This is a genomic window from Puia dinghuensis (assembly GCF_014642875.1).
In the GTDB taxonomy this organism is placed as follows: domain Bacteria; phylum Bacteroidota; class Bacteroidia; order Chitinophagales; family Chitinophagaceae; genus Puia; species Puia dinghuensis.
The window spans coordinates 644,160-665,069 of record NZ_BMJC01000004.1 but is presented as its reverse complement, the minus strand read 5'-3'; the positions used below and the strand labels follow the sequence as shown (position 1 = coordinate 665,069).

Here is a 20,910-nt window from a genome sequence, read left to right as displayed (position 1 = left end):
TGTGGTTTTTATATTTAATCAGTACTCTTTGAGTCTGTTCCACCAGGTTTTTTTGAGGATGAGAATGATCGCCAGCAACAGGGCCGAATTGATCAGCAGCGGCATTTTCAACCCCAACACGACATACATCGGCAGCAGGGTCAGGCAAAGCTGAGCGATGATGCCCAGGGCGATGTTGAACATGTTGCGGCGGAAGTTGCTGTTGGCAACAAAAGAAGGGTCGTCCTTAAGCACTTGTTGATGGACGGGTTTCCACAGCCCCCAGGGTCTTACCGTTCGGTAAAAGGTTTTCAACGTATCCATATCTGTTGGCGGGGCGCTATAGGAGCCGATGACGGAGCCGGCTATGGACAGCAGGAAAAGCACCGGCCAGTAGTAGAGGTCGAGGCCCTGTAGCACATTCTGGTATTTCAGGACGGCGAGAGCGATGGCGGGGAGGATGCCGGCTAGCATGCCCCAGAAGAAGCCTCTTGCGTTGAAGCGCCACCAGTGCCATTTCAGGAGATTGGGGGCTATATAGCCACCGTAGAGCCCCGATACTATCCATTGCAGGACGGTGTTGACGTCGCGTACAAACAGCCCCAGGACGATGCCGGTGATGACGACGATGATCCCGGCCAGGTAATTCATGGAGATGGTGCGGCGGTTGGACGCTGCCGGGTTGACATATTTGAGATAGATGTCATTGACGAGATAGGCCTGTGCGGCATTGAGCGTGCCTGAGAAGGTGCCCATGAAGGCGCCCAACAACCCCGTCAGGACAACGCCCATCAGCCCTACGGGGAGAAAACTATTGATCGTGGCCGGTAATATCTTTTCAAAATCCGTCCCATCCGGTGTCTGCAAGTCGCTGCTGATGGTGTTGTAATACAGGAGGGCCAGCACGGTGAGACCAATGATCATGGAATAGCGAACGGGTAAGAGGATGATAGATACAAAGCCGCTCATCTTACTGGCTTCTTCCGGGCTGCGGGTGCTGAGCACTTTCTGCATGTCGTAATTGGGTGCGGGGCCGGCCAGGCTTGCAAAAATGCCTTTGAACGACATCATCATAAAGAAAATGCCAAAGAGGGAGAAGCCGTCGGCGGCAATCTTTTTGTTGGCGTCGTCGACAATTCCCTTCCAATCGAGGTGGAGACGCCAGCCAAAGAAAGGGTTGAACCAGGAGTGAGGAACCGCGAGGGGGTGTCCCTGTTGGTGTAGCCGGAGCATGGCGATAACACCGATGCTGATACAGGCAATGGTCATGAGCACGTATTTGATGACATCGCCGAGAACGATGCTGTGCATGCCTCCGAGGATAGAATAGAACATTGCGAAGAGAGTAAAGACGATGCCATAAAAATGGGGGACATATGACGGCAGAACGCTGAAAGGGATATAGGGGCGCACCGATTCCCAGGGGATGAAGATCTGCATGAATTTACCCAATCCTACGAAGCCATAGGCCATAAATCCCAGGCAGCTGAGCAGGGCGAAGGCCACTACGATGTTGTGCGAAGCGCGCACGCCGGGTCCGGAGCGGCCAAAACGTGTGGCCAGCCATTCCGCGCCGGTAGTCGCATTCGACCGCCGAAGCCAGCGGGAGAGATAGACCATCAGGAAGACCTGGTTAAAGACGGGCCAGAGCCAGGGGATCCAGATGCTTTTCATCCCATATACAAAGCAGAGACTGACCATCCACATCGTTCCGGAGATGTCGAACATATCGGAAGCATCGCTGAGGCCAAGCATATACCAGGGAAGGGATTTTCCGCCCAGCAGGTAGTTCACCTTGTTCTGCCTGGCTTTTTTGCGTAGCACCCACCCGATGATTACCATGGTGATCAGGTAGGCTATTAAGATGGCAAGGTCAGGTAGTCGCAGCTTCATATCGTAAAATAGCAGGACGAGCAGCAAATTGGCAAAAAGAAGTGTCTCATGGAGGTAAGATATCCTATTTTCGCCGGGCCGGGTACTACTTTCTTATCTATCTTTAGCTAACTTAAGACCGACTGCCATATGAGTACGAACATCATCCGGGAGATTACCCCACTCACGCAAAACGACTGTTTTACGATCTTCTCCCGGGTTAAAAAAGAATTCACTTTCCCCTTACATTATCACGAGGAACTGGAATTAAACCTGATAATCAATGCGAAAGGAGCTAGACGCATTGTCGGAGACCATATCGATACCATCGACGACCTCGAATTGGTGCTGGTGGGCCCCAACCTATATCACGCCTGGTTCACACATCAATGCAAAAGCGAAGAGATAAGGGAAGTAACGATACAGTGGCACAAAGACCTTTTTGAAGAGAAGCTGCTCCAGCGCAATCAATTGAGCTTTATCCGCGGGATGATCGACAAGAGCCAGAAGGGCATTCTTTTTTCCCGTGAGACGGCTGAAGCGTTGGCGCCGCGGATACTTTCCCTCAACCAGAGGAATGGGTTCGGTTCGGTGCTCGAGCTTTTGGCGATATTGAACGATCTGTCTGTTTCGCGTGATATGCGGACCCTGTCGGACGCTTCGTTCAGCGAGCAGCATTTCAGATATAACAGCAGGCGAATAGAAAAGGCTTTCGAGTATATGAACAGCAACTATGACAAGCCGATAACGCTTGGCGAGGTAGCGAGGCTGGTGAGCATGACGGAGGTATCCTTTAGCCGGTTTATAAAAAAAAGGACGGGGAACACTTTTATCGATAGTCTCAACGAGATCAGGCTAGGACATGCGTCCCGGATGCTCATCGATACGACGCATTCCATATCAGAGATATCCTACCACTGCGGGTTTAACAACATCTCCAATTTCAACCGCATCTTCAAGAAGAAAAAGACCTGTACCCCGAAGGAGTTCAGGGAGAGTTTCAATTCCGGAACGAGAGTATTTATTTAAGCCTGCGCAGCTGCGGCTACAGTGCTGGCGCTGTCGTAGCAGCGGCGATGCCTGCGGGGCTTTGCTGCGGATTATGCGCCTGCGCTTGTCCAGCAAGCAGGTCCATGTCGGGCCTGGACTCGTCGGTGAGCGCTACCTTCCCTCTTTCCTTGCGCACGATGCGGGAATAGAGCGATATCTCCTTGTCAAACAGGAACCGGAAGAAGAGTACTGTCCAGGACTTATGAGACGCGAGGGTGTCATAATAGTCCGGGGCGGACTTTTTTATCAGGGGTAATTTATTCCAGGGGATGGAAGGAAAGTCATGGTGTTCGTTGTGGTAGCCAACGTTGAAGGCTACAGCATTGAGCACGCCGTAATAGCTGAAGGTTTCCTGCTGATCGTCATGCGTGAGATAATGCTCCTGTATCCACCGGGCGCCCAGGGGGTGGAGACCCACGGAGAAGAAGAAACTGGCCAGGAGGTAGACGATGGCCTTGGGGCCGAAGAAATACCATATGGCGGCAATGAAGACGGCACAGGCGACCCAATTGAGTGCTACCCATTTATCGAAAGGCTTTATCTCCCGGAGACGCGAGATGCGGAAGGTCTGGAAGAGGGGGTAGAACAGCAGCCAGATGACCTTGCCGATGAAGTAGTTATTGATCAGTTTGGCCTCCCAGCGGTTGGGCAGGTCGGCATCGAGTTCGTGCACTCCCTGGAAAGAATGATGTTTTATATGGTAGCGTTCGAAAGAGATAGAGCTGGGGAACAGTTGGGGGAGATTGGCAAGGATGCCGGTGAGCCGGTTGGCAGCGCGGTTTTTGAACAGGAGGTGGTGGGCGCATTCATGGATCATCACAAAAAGGGAATGATCGGCGAAGGCGCCGACGAGGTAGGCGACGCCGGCCACGATCCACCAGGAGCGATCCTTTACCACCCAGGCCAGGGCCACCTGGAGCAGGACGAGTCCGAGGACCGCGAAAAACGTATATTTATTTTTTCCGATAAGCTTTCTTACTTCCGGATGTTGCTGCAAAATCTGTTTGGTACGAAGCCGATGGGGTTCCTGCTTGGCGGAATAAACAAAATCAGTTCTTTGTGACATAAGTGATTGCAAATATCGCGGTTTTTCCGGACGTGGATCAAGGTACTAAAAAAACGGCTTTTTCGGAGCCCCCCCTTGTCTTAATTACCGGAATTTTATATATTGGCCTCTAAATCAATACCCATGAAAGTCCTGAACTTCTTGACCGGAGCCTTATTCCTTTTGCCCACTCTTACCAGCCAGGCCCAGCCGGATACGGCCAAGATCTCCCGGAACGCTTTACATTTTGCTGATAGTCTTGTCAAGACGGATACGTATGGCCAATGGTCAGCGTATGCCGATCTGGCGCCCCTCAGCGTCATAAAATATTATGGCGGTAAAGAGGGTTATCTTGGTCATGTCCAGATGATGCGGGCTTATACGACCAGCAATATCGAAGAGGCAGCGCCGGAGCTGAAGATGGAGACACTGGTGACCCTAAAAGACCAATGGCAGTGTGTCGTCGAGCTTTCCCGCTATTTTCACCGGGACGATAAGAAATATCACTTAGTCTCCCACCTGATAGGCCAGTCTAAAGACGAGGGGGCGACCTGGAGGTTTTTCGACGTGAATTATAATAAGGTGAGTGATATGATGAATATTTTTCCGGATATTCTCGATATGCCGATCAAGGAGACATCGATGCTGGCTGATAAATAAGTGATTTACCTAGGAATTCTTAAAGTTGGTTCCTAATGCATTAATAACCATGGGCCGAATCCGCGCGATTGCCATGATACGGATGTATTTTTGGTTTTTCATAGGATAAGGTTTAATGGTTAAAACACTTTGATTAGTAAGCCCCTGGTATTCTTACCGGGGGCTATTGTTTTGGGGCCGGGGTTCGAGCCCGGTCGGAGCCTCCGTCTATTTATGAAGCAGGCCCATGTCGGCGAGCCAGTTGGCCATCAGTTGCGGCCAGGATTTCACGGCGGCCAGGTTCGACCGGTAACCCATATTAAATCCATGCTTCCCACCGGAAAGAATATGTGCTTCTACGGGAACATGGGCGGCCCGGTATCTCTCCAGGATGGTAACGACGGGTGTGGAGCAGCAGGGATCGTCATTGGCCGCGATGAGGAAGGCCGGTGGCGCGTCGGCAGGCACGGTCGCGGGTACACCAAGCGGTCCGGGATAGACGAGCAATTGAAAATCGGGCTTGCCGTCGAGGCGATCGATGGGGTCCGGCGCAGCGGGGTCGCCTTTCCCCGGGGCATAAGCGATGATATTCGCCACTTCTCCGCCGGCGGAAAAGCTGAGCGTGCCCACCCGGTGAGGATCGATGTTCCACTCCGCAGCCTTACTGCGAACCAGCCGCATTGCCCGATAGGCATCCTGTTTTACTTCTCTATCGAGACTATATAGCGTTGAATCTTCCCTGAACAACCGGTATTTTACAATAAAGGCGGCGATGCCAAGGCTGTTGAGGAAACGAGCGGGGTCTCGCCCTTCGGCATTAAATACCAGCAGCCGGTGTCCACCGCCCGGGAAGATGACGACGGCTGCGCCGGTAGCCTTTTCTTTTGGCGGGAGATAAACGGTGATGCTTGGGTTATGGATATTCTTTACCCAGTAGTCCTTTGCCTCTTCGGGTTCGTTGCGTTTGTTCTCGAAGCCCGGTGCGCCATTTGGCCAGAGCGGGATCTGGCGTGCCGTGTCCTGGGCGTTGGCGGCAAAGCAGCAGGTGAAGAGAATGAACAGCGGCAGGCGATTCATGACGTTAGAATTTTGATAAGGGAAGGTACGCAGGATAAATTGCAACGACGTAACAAGCTAACGGTGATAGGTCGAAAGCGATTGCCGCTGGTATAGGCCGGCAACCGCTCGTCAGTCAAAAAATACCGCTCAGACCCGATATTTGACATTCAACCACCTATTTTGCCGTTCATCACAGGAGGCGGACCGTCATTAAACAAAAGCAACCGCTGCTCCCGGTTATGCTATCGGGGATGGGCAAGCTACTAGTATCTTTACTCCATCAAAACAAACGGAGGCTTGCCTCCTACAATTATGAAACACTCTCCACGGGGTTGACGTCTTGTCAACGTCTTACAAGGAAGCCTTCCTTCCGCTTTTCGCCAGATTCACAAAACCTTAATTGTCCTAACTAACCAAACATGAAAAAGCTTATTGGGCTGATCATCGTTTTGCTCACCCTTATCTTATCCGTCATTTACCGGCAGTTGTCACACCGGCCGTTAAAGGAAAAACCGGCACAGGCTTATGTACCTGAGCCCGTGCGGGAGGACATGCTCTTGACCTGCCTGCTTCTCCAATGACATAACGCGCTGGCACCGTCGCTATGACTTGCAATAGTCCTAGATGGGAGTGCTATGCCCGAAAATAGCTATCACCGGCAGCTGCTTCCAGCGGCTCGACCGAATCTTTTAACCATTTAAAACAACAACTATGGCCAGATTAGGCAAGAAGATCCTTTCCGCTTTTATAGATGTCGGAGAGGACAAAAAAGAAGACAACGAGCCGGCCGTGTCGCCGAAAGTAGAACGGACGGTTGTCGCGCCTGCAGCGCAGCGGTCGACGGGTACGCCCGCAGACCCGCGGTTTGCCGACTATTTCGACAAGCTGTTTAGCGACGCAAACATTCCGGGTCCGGACTACTACGAATTCGTCCGAATGACGGGCGCTATGCTGGCGATCGCCGATGAGCGGTCGAGGTATAGTGCGGCTTTTGCCGGCTTGCAGGTGCAGGGGCTCGATAAGGAAAAGCTCTTATCGACAGCCAATGAATACCTGCGGGTGCTGACGACGGATGCGGATCATTTCCAGAAGACGGTAGAAGCCGCCTTACAGGAAAAAGTTAACAGCCGCAGCGCCGAGGCCGAGGAAAAAAGCCGCCGCATCCAGGCGCTCTCACAGGAGATTCTCGAACTGCAACAGCAGATAAGCGCTATGCAGAGCGAGATCGCCGAAAGCAAGGAAAAGCTGACGGCCAGCAGCAGCGGTTACACAGCCGAATGCGAAAGGCGGAAGCAGCAGATACAGTACGATATCGAGAAGATAAAACTTTATATACAATAACCTCAAATCTAAATGACCATGAACACACTAATGCAAAAAACAAAAACCCCGGGATGGTGGAGCGAGCCGAAGAATATCGCGACGGCTGTCGTCGGGCTCTCCTTGTTTGCGGGGCTGGCCTATGGGTTTCTCACGTATGTGTTGCCCTGGCTGGTTTCGGTGACCTGGAATCTCGTCAACCTGGTGATCGGGGGTGTCATCTGCGGTTTTCTGCTGATGACCGTCTCCAACCGGAAGTTCTGGCGGGCGCTGAAATACCTTTCAGAGTTTGTCGCCAATTACTCCATCGGGCTGGCTATCGAGCTGAACCCCTTTAACATCCTGCAGGCGAAGATCGACCAGGGTTATAAGGACAGGGACACTTTGTACAAGCAGTCGGGAAGACTGAAGGGTAAACAAAGCGAACTGATGGACAAGCTCTCCGAGAAGGAGAAAGAGCTTCAGCTGAACATCCAGAAAGTAAAGATCCTGCAAGCCGAGAACGGGAGCACCCGCCAGGTGAACCTGTACACCAACAACGTTATGCGTTGCCGGGAGTACATCGACAACGTAACGCCTATCGTGGGCGATCTGAACAAACTGATCCAGTTTGCCGATGCGGCCTATGAGGAAAGCGGGATCATGCTCGAGGATGCCAAGCTGGACCTTGAAGCAAAGAAAGACCTGTATTACTCCGTTACGACCGGGCTCTCTGCTGTCACCAGCGCCATGAAGGCCTTTAAGGGTGACGATGACCTGAACAGGGATGCTGAGAAGGCCCTGGCCTTGTTGAAGGTGAGAATCGGGGAAAAGATCGGGCATATCAAGTCGGCTATCGATGTCACCTCCCGCTTTATGGATGACCAGGTGTTGGAGGATAAGGCTAAGTCAGCCCAGGCGTTAGAGCTGATCAACCGGTTCGACCTCGGTAAGGACTTCCATTACGCGGGATCGGCCTTAAAGGATGGCGCCGACAAGGGTCACCTTAAGGACGTGAATGTTACGGATCGCTATAAAGATTTATTGAATTAAAAATTTTAAAACTTAATTATATGGCACTCAAATTAAAACCCGCCGGTAAATTATTGATCATTGCTGTTGTCGTTACTGCCGGTATTCTCAGTGTAAAATGGTATCAGGCAAGGCCTAAAGAGGCCGGTAAGGCAGTCGAAGTCGGTAAGGTCGTATTACCCGATGCCCCTGAAGCATCCCTGAATGCAAACGCCGTATTGCTGGCGCTGCCTTCCACAACAGAAGCCGTCAACGGCGGTACCCCGATGACGTGGGAGCGGATGGCCTGGAATGCCCAGTTCTCCGGAATGTACGCCAATGGTGGAGTAAGGACCACGAAGGGCTCCTTGTTCGACAAGGCCCATCTCGATATCACCTACCTGCGCCAGGACGATTGTAACAAGCAGATGGCCGACCTTGTCAAGTTTGCCTCGGAGTACAAGACCAACCCGAATACACCGGGGGTATTGATCTCCTTTATGGGTGACGGGATGCCCGCCTTTATGACCTCGCTTTCGAAAAGCCTGGAGGCACTGGGTCCCGAATATCAACCCATCATTCTGCCTATCGCTCACGGTAAGTCTTTTGGGGAAGACCAGGTGATGGGTCCCGCTTCCTGGAAACAGGATCCCCATAACGCCATCGGTAAATGCGTGGCCGGGGTGCTGCGCGACGGTGACGTCAATATCCTGCTGAAATGGGCCGGTGACAACGGTATCAAGGTGAACCCCGATGAGACCACCTATGATGCCGAAGCCATCAACCTCATCGCCGCCAATGACTTCCTGGATGCGCCGAATAAGTACATCACCGGTTATACCGAGAGCAGGAAGGTGATCGAGAACGGTAAGACCACGGGCCGGGATACGACGGTTGGCGTGGATGCGGTAGCCACCTGGACGCCGGGTGACGTAAATGTCGCCACGAAGAAGGGTGGACTGGTAACCATCGCCAGTACGCACCAGTATGCTTCGCAAATGCCTGTCGAGACAATTGCGATAAAGAAATGGGCCTATGATCATCGTACCGATATCGAGGACATGATCATCGCGCTGGCCGAGGCCGGCGACCAGGTGAGGTCGTTTACCGAAGCGCGGAAATTCGCTTCTGAAGTAAGCGCAGCGGTTTACCAGGAACAGAATGCCGCCTACTGGTTGAAATATTATAATGGCGTCGAAGAACAGGACGTACAGGGGTTGAAGGTACACCTTGGTGGTTCTGCCGTCTTTAACCTTGCCGATATGGCCAACAGCTATGGGCTTGGTGCAGACAAGGTGGACAGGTACAAGGCGGTATATAACACCTTCGGTAATCTGATGGTGAAGATGTATCCTAAGATCATGCCCAATTTTGTTCCTTATGAAAAAGCCGTGGACAAATCCTTCCTGCTGAGTGTGATCTCCAATCACCCCGAATTGCTGGAAGGAAAGGCCATCGAGACAAAGTACGCGAGCGAGATCACGGAGGCTGTCTCTTCCCGGTCGTACCACATCGAGTTTGAGACGGGTTCGGCTGTCATCCGGCCTGACTCCTATAAGATGCTGGACGAGATATTCCAGTCGGCTGTAGTCGCCGAAGGTCTGAAGATCGGGGTATTCGGTCACACCGACAACAACGGCTCCGATGAGGTGAATATGCCTCTGTCGGAGAAAAGAGCTGCGGCCGTGAAGGAATACCTGGTTCGGAGGGGCTTGAAAGAAGCTCGTATCGAGACCAAGGGTTTTGGTTCGACGAAGCCCGTAGCCGACAACAGCACGGAAGCGGGCAGGAGCCGTAACCGTCGCGTGGAAATAGTATTAGGTGAATAATCAATGGGGGGCCTTGCGGCCCCCCACTTTAAATCTTCAAATATGTTTAAGCCTTTTGAGACCATTAGCCGGAGTTCTTTATTAATCATGGTGGCGTTGCAGGTATTGTTTTTCCTGGTACTCTGGCAGCTGAGCCCCGGTGGGCTGATCCCTGGTCCGATACAGATACTGGATGGGCTTGGACAGCTGCTGGCGACGAGGCTTCTGTTCGATAATCTGCTGGCGAGCCTGGTGCTCACCCTCAAGGCCCTTGTCTATTCCATAGTGCTTACGCTGCTGTTCAGCTATTTGTCGGTGCTGCCTTTTTTCCAGCCGATGGCACAGTTCCTCGTAAAATGCCGGTATCTGACGCTGACGGGGTTGATCTTCATCTTCACCCTGTTGACCAAGGACGGCGGCGCCTTGAAACTGTCCCTGCTGGTGTTTGGCATCGTGCCTTTTTTTATGACGTCCTTTCTGTCGGTGATCGTCCGGACGCCTGCGCAGGAGTTCGAGCTTTGTCAGACCCTGGGCTATAGCCGGTGGCAGACCCTTTATGAAGTGATCATCGTAGGCAAGGCCGACCAGGTGTTCGAGATCGTGCGGCAGAATTTCGCTATCGCCTGGATGATGATCACGATGGTAGAAGGGCTGAACATGAGCGAAGGCGGCATCGGAACCCTGCTGATCAAATACAATAAGTATAATGACTTGCCTCATGTACTGGCGTTACAAGGGGTAGTCTTCGGGCTTGGGCTTTGTTTCGACTATCTACTCGGATTGTTGCGCCACTGGTTATTTTCTTATACGAATCTTTAAAATTAATGAGGCTATGACTGCGTATACCAAAAATGATGTGCTCTTACAGGCAAAGGATATTTCCTTATACTATGATGATAAATGCATCCTTCGCAACATCGACTTTACTGTCCGGGATATAGTCCGGCCGGGGTTGCAACAGGGACAGGTGGTCTCGCTTATCGGGCGGAGTGGCATTGGCAAGACGCAATTGTTCCGTGTCCTTTCGGGGTTGCAGAAGCCAAGCGGGGGGACGATCACTGTTCGTGAGCGGAAGCCCGTGGAGTCCGGTAACGGATCGATAGAAGTGTGGCGCGAAAGGCCTGTCCGGGCGGGGGATATGGGGGTTATCTTCCAGAATTATTATCAGTTCGGGTGGCGGACGGTGCGGCAGTCGCTGTTGCTGGCGGCCCGGAAGAACCCCGCATTGGCGGGCAAAGAGGAAGACGCCATCCGTGAGTATGCGGGAAGGTTCGACATTACCGATGTGCTGCAACGCTATCCGGCCCAGCTGTCCGGCGGACAGCAGCAACGGGTAAGTATCATCCAGCAGCTGCTGAAAGGAAGTAATTTCTTATTGCTGGATGAGCCCTTTTCCGGACTGGATATCTGTGTGCTCGACAAGGTGACCGAACTGTTGTTACAGGTATCCCTCTCCGATGAGCTGAAGACGCTGATTATCGTGTCGCATGATATTGCGACGACGGTGGAGATCTCGGATACGGTTTTTATCCTGGGGAAGGAGTCGGGCAAAGAGGGTTCGACGATTATTCGCGAGATCGACCTTATTGAAAGAGGTCTTGCCTGGAGGCACGATCTGCGGCAGGATAAGGTGTTTGTGGATACCCTGGCGGAGATAAAAGGTTGCTTATAGCTTAAACAGGGCCCGGATGCCTGACCAGGCGATCTGCATGCCGATGCAGAAGACGAGAAAGGCGCTGAGGCGGTTGACGATCTGCTCCCCTCTCGGGCCCAGCCGGTGGATGAGTAGGGCGGTGTTGGCGTAACAGATATAGATGAGTACGCAGATGAGCACGATGGCGATGAAGAGAGCGCCCAGGTTGAGGAAATGCGTGAGGATACCGGTCTCGTTCTCATGGGCGGACAGCGTCAGAATAACGGAGATGGTACCGGCCCCCGTCGACATCGGGAAAGCAATAGGATAAAAGAGGAGGTTGTCGATGTCCCCGGGACGGCGGACGGGTTGGGCCGTCTCCTTTTCCCCCTTCACCGTGTCGGTATTGAGCAGTTGCCAGCCCATGCGGCAGATGAGGACCCCACCCGCCAGCTGCACGATGGGAATGGAGATGCCAAAAAGCTTCATGATCCAGCTGCCGATGAGGGCCGATACGGTGCAGATGACCAAACAATAGAAAGCCACCCTTTTTGCTGCCCGTTTTCTTTCCGGATAGCTGAGGTCGCCCAGGAGGGGGTCGACGATAAAAGCCGATCCGACCGGGTTTACCGCAGGGAAAAGAGAAAGGAATCCGATAAAGATGTTATTCAGGAAAGGAAGGTCAAAATGCATAAACAATATTACGCTAAATTGTGACTATCTATGAAAAGGTACCTGCTATTGATCGCGCTACTGGCTGCTTGTCATTCTAACAGCAACCCGGATACCCCGCATGTGCTGATCCAGACATCGGCCGGGGACATCGAGGTCGAACTGTATCGCCGGCAGGCACCAAAAACGGCGGGTGCCTTTTTGTCCTACGTAGACTCCGGGTTTTATAAGAATGGTTCCTTTTACCGGGTGCTGAACGAGGATAACCAGGTGACAGGGGCGCCAATCTCTCAACTGATACAGGGTGGCATCTGGAAGACCAACCACAGCAAAGCCATCAGCCTGCCCGGTGTCCCGCACGAGGCGACCCGGGAGACGCATATCCTTCATAAGGACGGGGTCATCTCTCTTGCCCGGGACAAGCCGGGGACGGGTACAACGGAGTTTTTTATCTGTGTGGGTGACCAGCCGGGGTTTGATTTTGGTGGTGAGAATAACCCCGACGGCCAGGGTTATGCAGCTTTTGGCAAGGTGGTGAAGGGAATGGATGTGGTGCGGACCCTGTATGCCCGGCCCGAAAGCAACCAGGCTTTTACGCAGCAGATACGCATTTACAACATTGTCAGGGAGTAAAAATTTTTTTATTTTTTGTCCGACCGGCTTTTCGTTATCCGTCATTATCACGAATACATCTTTAACTTTTAAAAAAGATCACCATGAAAGAGTTTATGTTCGTGTTCCGCGGTCCTTACTACGAAGACCTGAATTTCACGCCCGAACAATCGCAGGCGGCAATGCAGAAGTGGATGGACTGGATAGGCCAGCTCGCCGCCAAGGGCCGTTATGTCGGCGGAGCACCCCTGGTACGGGATGGAAAGATGGTTCAGGGTAAGAAACCTCTTATCACCGATGGCCCCTTCGCCGAAGGCAAGGAATCGGTAGGTGGTTACCTGATCATCAAGGCGGAGACGCTGCAGGAAGCATCGGAAATGGCTTTTGGCTTCCCCGACTTTGGCTACCAGGGTTCGGTTGAAGTGCGCGAGATCATTCCAATGGGCTAGTAATGAAAGCGACACCCGGCAATTCGCCGCAGCAACTGGTCGATCATCTTTTCCGTCACGAAGCGGGGAAGATGATCGCCGTTTTGACACGCATCTTCGGTATCCAGAACCTGGAGCTTGTAGAAGATACGGTGCAGGAGACTTTTTTGAAAGCGTTGCAGGTTTGGAAATTCGGGGCGCTGCCGGACAATCCTTCGGCCTGGCTGATGCGGGTGGCCCGCAACCGGACGATCGATCTGATCAGGCGACAACAGAAACTGGCGAATATCTCCGCCGAACTATCGAAGCGGCTACAGTCGGATACCGAAATTGCCATCGAGCAATTCTTTCTCGATACAGAAATTGCGGACAGCCAGTTGCGGATGATCTTCACCTGTTGTCATCCCGGTCTGAACCAGGAAGACCAGGTGGCGCTTACGCTTAAATCGGTGTCCGGCTTTGGAGTGCAGGAAATAGCCAAGGCGCTTGTCTCCACTGAATCGGCGATTCAGAAGAGGTTGTACCGCGCGAAGGAATCTATCAGCAAGCATGATATCCAGTTTGAGATCCCGACGGGACTGGCGCTGAATCACCGATTGGAGACAGTATATACAGTGCTGTACCTGTTGTTCAATGAGGGCTATAATTCTTCAAAAGCCGATGAGCTCATCCGGTATGACCTGTGTGCGGAGGCAATGCGGCTTTGCAAGCTGTTGACCGAGCATAAGATGACGGCCCAGCCTGCGGGCTTTGCGTTGATGTCGCTGATGTGTTTCCAGGCGTCCAGATTTGGCAGCAGGCTTGGCGAGGACAATACAATCATTTTGTTGCAGCAGCAAGACCGGCGAAAATGGGATCAGCAGCTGATAAAGATGGGGTATCATTTTCTCATTTCGTCCTCTACCGGGGATGTGCTTTCGGTTTATCATATCGAGTCGGCCATTGCCGCCGAGCATTGTCTTGCGCCGGATTTCGAGTCGACCAATTGGGAGCTGATGTTACGTTTGTATGATCTTTTGCTGGAGCAGAAGCCGATACCGATCGTCAAATTGAACCGGGCGATCATCCTTGCGCAGACGGCCGGGGTAGCGGCGGCAGTAGATGCCATCCTGGATATTCCGGGTATCGCGGGTCTGTTGGAGCAGCATTATATCTATGCAGCCGTTCTTGGCGACTTGTACGGGCGGGCGGGAAATCTTCCGGAAGCCCGGCGGTTGTTGGAGAAGGCCTGGCTGCTGACTCCTTCATTGGCGGAGAAGAAGTTATTGCAGGAGAAGATGGCGATTTTTGCCTAATTTTAGTGTTAGTATCGGATAGGATATAACCGTTATTTCTAATCTATGATTGCAAGAATCGGCCGGATCTTACTCCGCACCGTTGTCGGGTTGCTTATTTTCCTTATCATCCTTCTCCTTGTGTTTGACAGGCTGGTACAGTTCAGGATGGATGACAAGGAATTGGTCTCCTGGTTCCATGGCTTTCATGTCAACCCGCATCTCGGCTATTATGAGGCAAAAGGCCGGAAGGTGCGTTATATCACCGTCGGGAACAACCCGGATGCATCCATCCTGTTCATCCATGGCGCTCCCAGCTCCCTCAGTTACTGGAAAAATTACCTGGCAGACAGTTCCCTGTTGAGCAGGGCGACCATGTATGCTGTAGACAGGCCGGGATATGGTTATAGCGGACTGGCCGAGGCCCTGCCGGATATCAGCGCCCAGGCTGGTATTATCAGGCCGATGCTGGATAGCCTGCAGCAGGCGCATCATCCTATCATCGTCGTGGGTGTGTCGTATGGCGGTCCCATCGCCTGTCGCCTGGCTATGGACTACCCGGAGCTGGTCGATGGGCTGGTGCTGGTGGCTCCGCCGCTTGGACCGGGTCAGGAGAAGATATTCTGGTTTACCTATCCCGTTGAAAATCCGCTGATCCATTGGGTTGTCCCGCGGATGCTACAGACGGCCAACCAGGAGAAGATCCATCATAAGGAGGAGTTGACAAAGATGCTGCCTTTATGGCAGCGTATTCATGTCCCCGTTATTTACGTGCAAGGTGAGAAGGATGGGCTGGTGGATACCACCAATGCCAGCTTTGCCCGGGAGCATTTAGTAAATGCCCCCTCACTGGATATTCGGATGATACCAGGAAGAGGGCATTTGATCGCTTTCGCGGAAAAGGAGAAGATTGAAAAAGCGATTATCGATTTGTTAGATACGACGGAGAAGCGGCGTAGTGCGGCGCCTGCGGTGATAGGGCAGCATTAGCCATCCATCCGGACGATCTTTGGAGTAAAGAGGCCCACGATATCGACCAGCTCTTGTTGGTTGCGCATCACTTCCCCGATGTCCTTATACGCCTGGGGCGCTTCGTCGAGGCCGCCACCCAGGAGTTTTACTCCATGTTTTTCGAGCGTTTCCTTCATCAGGTGATGCGTGATGGAGTTCATTGCTGCGGTGCGGCTCATCTTCCGGCCGGCGCCATGCGCGGCGGAGGATAGTGACGCCGTCTCGCCCCGGCCTTTTACGATATAGCCAGGCGCCGTCATCGAGCCGGGGATGATACCCAGGACATCTTTTCCGGCAGGTGTAGCGCCTTTCCGATGGACGATGCATTCACGACCTTCGACGATCTCTTTCCATGCGAAGTTGTGGTGGTTCTCCACCCGGCCGATGGGCTCGCGGCCCAGCTGGGCTGCGATCTTCTCATGGATGATATGATGGCAGGCGGATGCATAATCACCGGCGAGGTTCATCGCCAGCCAGTATTCGATGCCTTCCTGTTCGTCCAAACTCAGCCATGCCAGGTTACCGACCTCCCCGGGCAGTCGCCGTTTTTCCTTGGCGATGCGCGTATAATGGTTGGCGATGGATGCGCCAAGGGCCCGCGAACCGGAGTGAGACAACAGCCCCAGATAATTTCCGGGAGCGAGTCCAAGCATGGGGTCGGCTGCTCCGATCTCTACGATGCCAAACTCCACGAAGTGGTTGCCCGATCCGGAAGAACCCAGTTGCCGGGCAGCCCGGCCCTGCAAGCCCTTCAGCACCGCTATCTCGTCGAATTCGGGCCGGTCGAGCACTTCATGCGAAGCGATCTGATCGAATTGCCGGCCACCGCCAAACAGCGTCGCTTCCTTCAACTCCCGCGTAAAATACTGTTCCTTTTGGATCAGCTCTTTCGGGTCGATGTCGAATACCGAAAGACACATCCGGCAACCGATGTCCACGCCTACCCCATAAGGGATGACGGCATTCTCCGTTGCCAGCACGCCGCCGATGGGCAGCCCGTAACCCGAATGGGCGTCGGGCATCAGGGCCCCGTCCACAGCAACAGGCAGTTTCGCCGCCTGGTACATCTGGTTCATCGCGCCTTGTTCTATATTCTCGCCGCCGAAGACGTTGAAAGCAATACCTGTCTTGTTGAGAGAGACATTCATCCCTTCGGGGTCCTCTTTTGGGATCAGCTGTTGGGCGATGAGGCCCAGCACTGCATCATTTGCATATTCTACAGGAGCTGCCAATATCTTCCGCAGCAAATCCATAACTACTTCCTCCTTCTCGAATTTGTATTCCTTTTCCATGATATTCATCGCGATGCTGATCACCGGTGCTTCCGGGTAGCCAAGCGCGCGAAGATCCTTTCCTCTTAATTTTAACTTTGCCATTGGTTTGTTTTATTTTTCGCCGCTAAAGATCTGCCGCAGCTGATCGATCAATACGCCATTGCCATTCACGCTGATCGTGCTGACCTTTTCGGCGATCTTTTCGACGTATTCCAGTTCCTTCAATTTATACAACATCGGGTTATCTTCCAGCAATTTTGCCGTATTCAGCAGGCTACGCGTGCTGGCGGTTTCTTCCCGACGCAGGATAATATTGGCCTGGGCCTTTTTCTCGGCGACCAGCACCTGGTTCATGATCTCCTTTACATCACCCGGCAGGATGATATCCCGGATGCCAAAACCTGCGACTTTTACCCCAAGGGTTTCTGCCTCCTGAGCGACTTTTTCCAGGATGTAAGGTACGATGGCATCTTTCTTTTCGAGCAACTCGTCGAAGTTGAGCCCGGTGATGTATTCCCGAAGCGCCAACTGAAAGGCTACATACAGCTGCCGTTCGAACTCCTTGTTCTGCAAGAGCGCCTTTTCGATATCCACCACCTGGTAACGCGCCCAGGCGTTGATACGCAAGGAAGCCTTATCCCGCGTCAGAATCTCCTGGCCGTTGAGCTCCGCCTGCTGCAACCGCATATCTACCTTCCCTACATAGATGATGATGTTGTTCTTCCACCAGCAGTAGAAGCCGCTTTCCAGGGTGCGATCATATTTACCGTCGACGAACAGCACCGCCTTTTCATAGGCTTCCACATTGGCGGTGCGCACATAGCCGGCGAGCAGTCGCCCGGTGAGGGTTGCCCGGTCGATGTTCTCCGTGATCCCGATCTTGCTGGTATCTGCAGTTACGAAATCATAGTTGACGATACCCTTCCAGTATGCATAGCGACCGGCAGTCAATACCTGGTTCAGCAAACCGTTGACATACTGCAGGACGATGTCGTTGTCCTTTACTTCCACGAGGTGGAGGGCGTCCTTCAACTGTTCGTCCTTCAACAGGAGGTTCAGTTCGAGGGCCGGGGTAAAGGGTTTGGTCCGATCGTAAATTTCGACCTTCTCGGTGAAGCTAAGCCAGTATTTCCCTTCCCGAAGGAGGCGCTGGTAAACTCCATTCTTAAATACAAGGCCCATTTGATAGGCGTTAATAGTTACCCGTTTCATATTCTTTGTTTTATCAGTCTTTTAAATAAGCCGTTTGCACCTGCCCTTCGCTGGATGCGGAACCGGAGTTCGGGTTTTTCGCCTGTTCTTGTCCCGCGAGGTGACACCGTTTTCACGGGGTCAGCTTTTTGTTCTCAAGAAAAGGAGAATGTCCTTTCCGTTGCCGGCTGCTAAGCAGCCATCGAAGTGCTTCGGATGCCGCCCGCCGCAGTTGGCGGTGGCGGCGTCCTTGGCCGGCCGGTGCTCCCGGCTTGTTTGAGAGGGCCATTTTTATGGAAGAGGCCTACTTCCTTAACCTCTACGTTAACAGCGTAGTGCTCTATCCAATTGAGCTACCGAGCTTGAATCGGATGGGATTCGAACCCACAACACCTGGCGGAATATGCCCGCGTGGACAGCATACAGTAAGTTACAACCCTGCACTGCCGAGCTTTTTGAGGCTCTGCGCGAACGATACACCTAGTTGTCCCCGAAGGGAATTTCTTTTGATAGTACAAACTTCCGACCCATGTGTGCAACCTACTTGCACAGTTGGAAAATTTTTTCTTTTTTTACAAAAAATTGCTTCATGCCTGTCAACCGCAATGCCCTTATCCGTTATCGTACCATCGACCGCTGTCTGCAAAACCGGCGGCGGAAATGGACGATCGAAGACCTGATCGACGCCTGTAACGAGGCCCTTTATGAATATGAAGGCCGCAGGCAGAGTGTCAGCCTGCGAACCATCCGCCTCGATCTCAGCGCCATGCGCAGCGACAAGCTGGGGTACAATGCGCCCATCATCGTCAAGGACAAGAAGTACTACAGTTATGAAGACCCGGAGTACTCCATCACCAATATTCCGCTTACCGATCGCGACCTGGGTATCCTGCAGGAAGTATCCGGATTGCTCCGGCAGTTTAAAGGCTTTAGCCATTTCACCGGGATGAGCGAACTCATCCACCGGCTGGATGACAAGATCCATAGCGAGCAATCTCATTCGCCCACCGTCATCGACTTCGAAAAGAACGAGCTGCTCGCGGGTATCGAATGGCTTGACCCCTTGTACCGAGCCATTATCGCCAGGACCACTTTAAAGATCACCTACCAGTCTTTCAAGGCCCGCAGCGGCAGCGAGGTCACCTTTTATCCCTATCTTTTAAAGGAATACCGCAATCGCTGGTTTGTCCTTGGGATGAAGAAACAGGGTAAGGAGATACTCACCTTTGCGCTCGACCGCATCCAGGACGTCGGTCTTTTGCCGGACGAGCCTTTTCGCGAGCAGCAGGATTTCAATCCGCATTCCTATTTCTCTTCCATCGTCGGTGTCACGCACAATTCGGGTCAGGGTTTGATGGAGATCGAGTTCCTTGCAAACCGGGAACACGCGCCTTATATCCGGACCAAACCGATCCATTCTTCACAGCGGGTGATCGAAGAGACTGCCACAGGCACCCGATTCGCCATCACCGTTATCCCCAACTTCGAGCTCGAACGGGAGCTCATCGGATTTGGAGAGGGGCTCAAAGTACTCTCACCCCTCTCTTTTGTCCGGCGGATAAGGCACAGGATCAGGCTAATGAATGAGTTGTATCAGTCAGATGCCTCCTGAACCCGATGACTTCCATGCGTGGCGCGGCTTGCTGCTTCTCATGCTGGTTGGCGATCTCCGCGATGGTCATGGGCCTTGTGATCACCTTCTCGAAACCGAGGTGGTCGCTCAACCGTTGGGACTGGTCCATCGTCAGCTTCCCGAACTCGTACTTTGCAATAAGCCTTCCCTTTCTCATCAACGCTTCGTCGATGAGGGTCAGCGAATTGTTGAACGTACATACCAGCTGGATATTCAGGAAGTCCGCCAACAGGCCATCCGAGATATTCAACAGGTTGGACACAGAAGAGCCAGGGCTATGCTTCCTGTCCATGATGATGTTCTCCGCGTCCTCGATGATCACCACAGTGTCGGGGTTGTTGATCAGCAATTGAATGAAGTCGGGGTTCATCAGGTTGTCCGCGACGGATGGCGAGAGGAAGAGCACCCGCTTCTTGATCTTGCCGATCAGGTAGCGGAGATAGGTCGTCTTGCCGGTGCCGGGCAGGCCGTGCAGCAGGACGATGCCCTTGTCTTTCTTCTTGCCCAGTCTCTGGCGGATGAGGGCGTCGACTTCTTTGAAATCCTTGTTGTAAAAGAGGTCGAGGTCGAGCTTTGTCCGCTTGATCTCCATAGGCTTTAATTCGAGGTTGTTCCTGTTGGAGACGATCAGGTTGATCTCGAGCGGCTGGCGTCTGCTTCTTTGCTTGAATTTATAGACCGTCGTTGTCACTTCGTCGATGAATTCCTGATGCTTCCCATTATGCCAGATCTCGCAATAACCGTCGTCAAATTCGATGAGGCACTCATTGTCCATCACCACCAGGGTTATATCGAACTGGTATTGCTTTTTCTTATGCTTATACCAACGGTATTGATGGATGCGAACGATGCGGCTTGCAAACTTCTCTTTGAAAGCGACATACGCTTTCTCCCCATCGATCCAATTGATATAGTTCACGCTTGGCAGCTGGTTAAAGCAATACAGGTAGAGGGTTTTCGCGTCCAGGAACTGGTCACCGAACAAGTTATTTGCATTGATCACCCGTTGATTGTATAAGTTGTCCATTGTCTTTACTTTTTATTGAACCATTTTATTTGCGCAACTAGAGAGCCCTTCACCTGGCTATCGGTGCCGATGCAGACCTTGAGGCTATTGCCCATTTTCTTTTCCCTTACCAGGACGGTACGGATCTCGTCCTCGATGGGGACTGCAATCCGGGTGCCGTCCGGCTTCTGCCAGTGTTGCTTTTGTTCCATGGCTGTTGATTTTTATTATCGTTCGGACATACCTCACCCATGCAGAAAATCCACTCGAATTTTCCGCGGGTCAATACATAAAAAAACCCCGCAATCTCTCGCGGGGCTTATGTTTTATAAAGATGTTGGTAAACTTTATCCTATAGCATAAAATGCCCCGCGAACGGTATATTCCCCTATGGGACTAAACCGTTTCCATGAT

The 20,910-nt window shown here is 52.6% G+C and carries 21 protein-coding genes; 13 read left to right on the top strand and 8 right to left on the bottom strand.

What is annotated here, in order from left to right; translation table 11 throughout:
• Positions 1 to 18: 18 nt before the first annotated feature.
• A complete protein-coding gene (locus tag IEY39_RS20750) occupies positions 19 to 1,872 on the bottom strand; it encodes a sodium:solute symporter family protein (RefSeq protein WP_188935194.1) in 1,854 nt (617 codons plus the stop codon).
• Between the two features lie 129 nt (positions 1,873 to 2,001).
• Here IEY39_RS20750 and IEY39_RS20745 point away from each other — a divergent pair, with 129 nt between their 5' ends.
• Complete coding sequence (locus tag IEY39_RS20745; protein ID WP_188935192.1) at positions 2,002 to 2,880, top strand: helix-turn-helix domain-containing protein; 879 nt, start codon at positions 2,002 to 2,004, stop codon at positions 2,878 to 2,880.
• 16 nt (positions 2,881 to 2,896) lie between these two features.
• Here IEY39_RS20745 and IEY39_RS20740 read toward each other — a convergent pair whose 3' ends face one another.
• Positions 2,897 to 3,967, bottom strand: coding sequence for a fatty acid desaturase (locus IEY39_RS20740; protein WP_188935190.1), 1,071 nt, complete (start codon positions 3,965 to 3,967; stop codon positions 2,897 to 2,899).
• 123 nt (positions 3,968 to 4,090) lie between these two features.
• Between IEY39_RS20740 and IEY39_RS20735 the strand changes: the two genes are divergently transcribed.
• The gene (locus IEY39_RS20735) at positions 4,091 to 4,606 is read left to right on the top strand and encodes a hypothetical protein (protein WP_188935188.1); all 516 of its coding nucleotides are present in this window, start codon (positions 4,091 to 4,093) and stop codon (positions 4,604 to 4,606) included.
• 207 nt (positions 4,607 to 4,813) lie between these two features.
• Here the strand turns inward: IEY39_RS20735 and IEY39_RS20730 are convergent, their stop codons facing one another.
• Positions 4,814 to 5,662, bottom strand: coding sequence for an alpha/beta hydrolase (locus IEY39_RS20730; protein ID WP_188935186.1), 849 nt, complete (start codon positions 5,660 to 5,662; stop codon positions 4,814 to 4,816).
• A 401-nt stretch (positions 5,663 to 6,063) separates the two neighbouring features.
• Here IEY39_RS20730 and IEY39_RS20725 point away from each other — a divergent pair, with 401 nt between their 5' ends.
• The 6 genes from IEY39_RS20725 (at position 6,064) to IEY39_RS20700 (ending at position 11,434) form a co-directional block, all read left to right on the top strand.
• Complete coding sequence (locus IEY39_RS20725; protein WP_188935174.1) at positions 6,064 to 6,225, top strand: hypothetical protein; 162 nt, start codon at positions 6,064 to 6,066, stop codon at positions 6,223 to 6,225.
• A 130-nt stretch (positions 6,226 to 6,355) separates the two neighbouring features.
• Entirely contained in the window at positions 6,356 to 6,985 is a 630-nt protein-coding gene (locus IEY39_RS20720; protein WP_188935172.1) for a hypothetical protein, read from the top strand.
• Between the two features lie 18 nt (positions 6,986 to 7,003).
• On the top strand, positions 7,004 to 7,996 hold the full coding sequence (locus IEY39_RS20715) for a hypothetical protein (RefSeq protein WP_188935170.1): 993 nt from the start codon (positions 7,004 to 7,006) through the stop codon (positions 7,994 to 7,996).
• Positions 7,997 to 8,016: 20 nt separating this feature from the next.
• Positions 8,017 to 9,783, top strand: a complete 1,767-nt coding sequence (locus IEY39_RS20710; RefSeq protein ID WP_188935168.1) for an OmpA family protein — start codon at positions 8,017 to 8,019, stop codon at positions 9,781 to 9,783.
• Positions 9,784 to 9,825: 42 nt separating this feature from the next.
• Positions 9,826 to 10,581 (top strand): ABC transporter permease, encoded by a 756-nt coding sequence (locus tag IEY39_RS20705; protein WP_188935166.1) that lies wholly within the window; start codon positions 9,826 to 9,828, stop codon positions 10,579 to 10,581.
• 13 nt (positions 10,582 to 10,594) lie between these two features.
• Entirely contained in the window at positions 10,595 to 11,434 is an 840-nt protein-coding gene (locus IEY39_RS20700; protein ID WP_188935164.1) for an ATP-binding cassette domain-containing protein, read from the top strand.
• Here IEY39_RS20700 and IEY39_RS20695 read toward each other — a convergent pair.
• Positions 11,429 to 12,088, bottom strand: a complete 660-nt coding sequence (locus IEY39_RS20695) for a MarC family protein (RefSeq protein ID WP_188935163.1) — start codon at positions 12,086 to 12,088, stop codon at positions 11,429 to 11,431. The genes IEY39_RS20700 and IEY39_RS20695 overlap by 6 nt on opposite strands.
• Before the next feature lie 30 nt (positions 12,089 to 12,118).
• On the opposite strand from IEY39_RS20695, the gene IEY39_RS20690 reads away from it, so the two are divergent.
• The 4 genes from IEY39_RS20690 to IEY39_RS20675 all read left to right on the top strand — a co-directional run bounded on the left by IEY39_RS20690 (position 12,119) and on the right by IEY39_RS20675 (position 15,371).
• Positions 12,119 to 12,700, top strand: a complete 582-nt coding sequence (locus IEY39_RS20690) for a peptidylprolyl isomerase (RefSeq protein ID WP_188935162.1) — start codon at positions 12,119 to 12,121, stop codon at positions 12,698 to 12,700.
• Between the two features lie 83 nt (positions 12,701 to 12,783).
• A complete protein-coding gene (locus tag IEY39_RS20685) occupies positions 12,784 to 13,128 on the top strand; it encodes a YciI family protein (RefSeq protein ID WP_188935159.1) in 345 nt (114 codons plus the stop codon).
• Between the two features lie 2 nt (positions 13,129 to 13,130).
• Positions 13,131 to 14,402 (top strand): RNA polymerase sigma factor, encoded by a 1,272-nt coding sequence (locus IEY39_RS20680; RefSeq protein ID WP_188935157.1) that lies wholly within the window; start codon positions 13,131 to 13,133, stop codon positions 14,400 to 14,402.
• Between the two features lie 45 nt (positions 14,403 to 14,447).
• Positions 14,448 to 15,371 carry an alpha/beta fold hydrolase gene (locus IEY39_RS20675; RefSeq protein WP_188935156.1) on the top strand — a complete coding sequence of 308 codons (924 nt, stop codon included), beginning with the start codon at positions 14,448 to 14,450 and terminating at the stop codon, positions 15,369 to 15,371.
• Here the strand turns inward: IEY39_RS20675 and IEY39_RS20670 are convergent.
• Positions 15,368 to 16,768: an RtcB family protein gene (locus IEY39_RS20670; RefSeq protein ID WP_188935154.1), complete on the bottom strand. Its 1,401-nt coding sequence runs from the start codon at positions 16,766 to 16,768 to the stop codon at positions 15,368 to 15,370. The two genes, IEY39_RS20675 and IEY39_RS20670, sit on opposite strands and share 4 nt — an antisense overlap.
• 9 nt (positions 16,769 to 16,777) lie before the next feature.
• Positions 16,778 to 17,878: a slipin family protein gene (locus tag IEY39_RS20665; RefSeq protein ID WP_188935152.1), complete on the bottom strand. Its 1,101-nt coding sequence runs from the start codon at positions 17,876 to 17,878 to the stop codon at positions 16,778 to 16,780.
• A 568-nt stretch (positions 17,879 to 18,446) separates the two neighbouring features.
• Here IEY39_RS20665 and IEY39_RS20660 point away from each other — a divergent pair.
• Entirely contained in the window at positions 18,447 to 19,469 is a 1,023-nt protein-coding gene (locus IEY39_RS20660) for a helix-turn-helix transcriptional regulator (protein WP_188935150.1), read from the top strand.
• Here IEY39_RS20660 and IEY39_RS20655 read toward each other — a convergent pair.
• Positions 19,429 to 20,517 carry an AAA family ATPase gene (locus IEY39_RS20655; RefSeq protein ID WP_188935148.1) on the bottom strand — a complete coding sequence of 363 codons (1,089 nt, stop codon included), beginning with the start codon at positions 20,515 to 20,517 and terminating at the stop codon, positions 19,429 to 19,431. The genes IEY39_RS20660 and IEY39_RS20655 overlap by 41 nt on opposite strands.
• A 5-nt stretch (positions 20,518 to 20,522) precedes the next feature.
• Positions 20,523 to 20,708 carry a hypothetical protein gene (locus IEY39_RS20650; protein ID WP_188935146.1) on the bottom strand — a complete coding sequence of 62 codons (186 nt, stop codon included), beginning with the start codon at positions 20,706 to 20,708 and terminating at the stop codon, positions 20,523 to 20,525.
• Positions 20,709 to 20,910: the final 202 nt, after the last annotated feature.